The organism is Bradyrhizobium sp. AT1, from assembly GCF_001590795.1.
Classification (GTDB): domain Bacteria; phylum Pseudomonadota; class Alphaproteobacteria; order Rhizobiales; family Xanthobacteraceae; genus Bradyrhizobium.
The window spans coordinates 6,125,833-6,127,815 of the sequence record NZ_JXDL01000001.1 but is presented as its reverse complement, the minus strand read 5'-3'; the positions used below and the strand labels follow the sequence as shown (position 1 = coordinate 6,127,815).

The following is a 1,983-nucleotide window of genomic DNA, read 5'->3' as shown; positions in this document are numbered from 1 at the left end:
AGGGAGCGCACTGGCCACGTGGCAACAGCCCGCTACCCAATCGCGATCCCGTTGCCGACGGTGCGGTTCAGCACCTGGGTCGACTTCTCGATGCGCTCGGCGGCGGCATTCAGGGCGTTCACCACAGCGGTCTGGGTCATCCTGGCGCGCTCGACGGCGGCGTTGCGGAAATCCCTGAGCTCGGTCAGCTCCTGCTCCATGGTGCGGACGCGGTTGCCGACGTCGACCAGCTCGTCGCAGACGGTCAGCGCCGCCATCACGGTGAGGCGCGCATCGCCGATCTCGCCGAATTTTCCACGCAGCGACTGGATGCGTGTTTCCAGGCTTTCTGCGAGCTTGAGCAGCCGCACCTCCTGGCCCTCCTCGCAGGCCATGCGGTATTGCCGGCCGTTGATGGTGACGTTGATGTGGCTCATCCGTCCTCTCCGGTATCGAGCACCGAGCGTATCGTGACGATCGCGGAATCCAACCGGTCGGAGATCTCGCGGTTGGTGCGCTCGAGCTTGCGCGCCTTCACCAGCGCGCCGTCGAGCTCGTCGGCGAGTCGCGAGCGGTCGGCGCCGAGCGCCTGGATTCGCGCCGCGAGCTCGTTCTCGTCGCGATCGGCGTCACGCCGCCGCTCCACCGCGCTTTCGAGCGCGTCGAGCGCCGCCATCAGCCTGCGGGTCGCGATCTCGATCTCGACCGCGGAGGACTCCGTCATGGCGGCACTGTTGGACACGCGATCGTTCATGTAGTCAGCGGTGGAACCTGGCGGCCTTTGCCCAGTGGCCTTTTCCTGGGGCTTGCCGCCCGGCAAAAGACTCGGTTCGGCAAGCGGTTAGAAGCAGAAATTTACGTGGCAAGCTAGCCGAGCGCAACGCCGCCGCGAAACTATGCACCGATCAATCGGGAAAGCAGGTCGTCCCGATCCGTCAGTCCTCCCGCGCGCGCACCCGACGAAAAAGCGATCTCCACAGAGGCAACTTTTGCGGCCAAATCGGCGTTTGATTGCCTTGGACTCCCGGAACCGAGGTGCTATCCCAGCCCCGACCTTCAGTGGCCGCCAGGCTCCTCCCGCGCGGGCGTACACCGCCTCCAAGCGCCTCATTTCAGACGGATTTCAGACATGACGCAGGTCGATCACTCCCGTATGGCCAACGCGATCCGCGGCCTTTCGATGGACGCTGTCGAGAAGGCGAAATCGGGTCATCCCGGCCTGCCGATGGGCGCCGCCGACATCGCCACGGTGCTGTTCACGCAGTTCCTGAAATTCGACGCCGCCGTGCCCGCCTGGCCGGATCGCGACCGCTTCGTGCTCTCCGCCGGCCACGGCTCGATGCTGCTCTATTCGCTGCTGTATCTGACCGGCAATTCCGAGATGACGCTGGACCAGATCAAGCAGTTCCGCCAGGTCGACTCGCTCACTCCCGGACATCCTGAGAATTTCCGCACCAAGGGCATCGAGACCACCACCGGTCCGCTCGGTCAGGGCATCTCGACCGCGGTCGGCATGGCGCTCGCCGAGAAGATGCTCGCCGCCGAGTTCGGCAAGAAGATCGTCGACCACCACACCTATGTGCTCGCCTCCGACGGCGACCTGATGGAAGGCGTCTCGCAGGAAGCGATCGCGATGGCCGGGCACTGGAAGCTCAACAAGCTGATCGTGCTCTACGACGACAACGGCATCTCGATCGACGGCCCGACCTCGATCTCCGATTCCGTCGACCAGGTGAAGCGTTTCAAGTCGGCGGGCTGGGCCGCCGAGAAGATCGACGGCCATAACCAGGCAGCGATCGCCGATGCCATCACGCGCGCGAAGAAATCCAGCAAGCCGACGCTGATCGCCTGCCGCACCACCATCGGCTTCGGCGCGCCGCACAAGGCCGGCACCTCGAAGGTGCACGGCGAAGCCCTCGGCGCCGAGGAGCTCAAGGCCGCCAAGGAAAATCTCGGCATCTCGCTCGAACCGTTCGCGGTCGCCGACGACGTGCTGAAGGCGTG

2 protein-coding genes and 1 pseudogene are annotated in these 1,983 nt (G+C 65.2%); 1 reads left to right on the top strand and 2 read right to left on the bottom strand.

The window, feature by feature from the left end:
* Window positions 1-32: 32 nt before the first annotated feature.
* Window positions 33-416, bottom strand: coding sequence for a cell division protein ZapA (locus SE92_RS28385; protein WP_028150902.1), 384 nt, complete (start codon window positions 414-416; stop codon window positions 33-35).
* A complete protein-coding gene (locus SE92_RS28380) occupies window positions 413-733 on the bottom strand; it encodes a DUF4164 domain-containing protein (RefSeq protein ID WP_018318703.1) in 321 nt (106 codons plus the stop codon). The genes SE92_RS28385 and SE92_RS28380 overlap by 4 nt, the downstream gene beginning before the upstream one ends.
* A gap of 375 nt (window positions 734-1,108) precedes the next feature.
* Here SE92_RS28380 and SE92_RS37250 point away from each other — a divergent pair.
* Window positions 1,109-1,983 (top strand): annotated as a pseudogene (locus tag SE92_RS37250) (thiamine pyrophosphate-binding protein); the annotation flags it as partial.

Bases quoted from the DNA above. Each gene is read 5' to 3' on its own strand.
- SE92_RS28385 (WP_028150902.1), bottom strand. From the start codon at position 416: ATGAGCCACATCAACGTCACCATCAACGGCCGGCAATACCGCATGGCC.
- SE92_RS28380 (WP_018318703.1), bottom strand. From the start codon at position 733: ATGAACGATCGCGTGTCCAACAGTGCCGCCATGACGGAGTCCTCCGCG.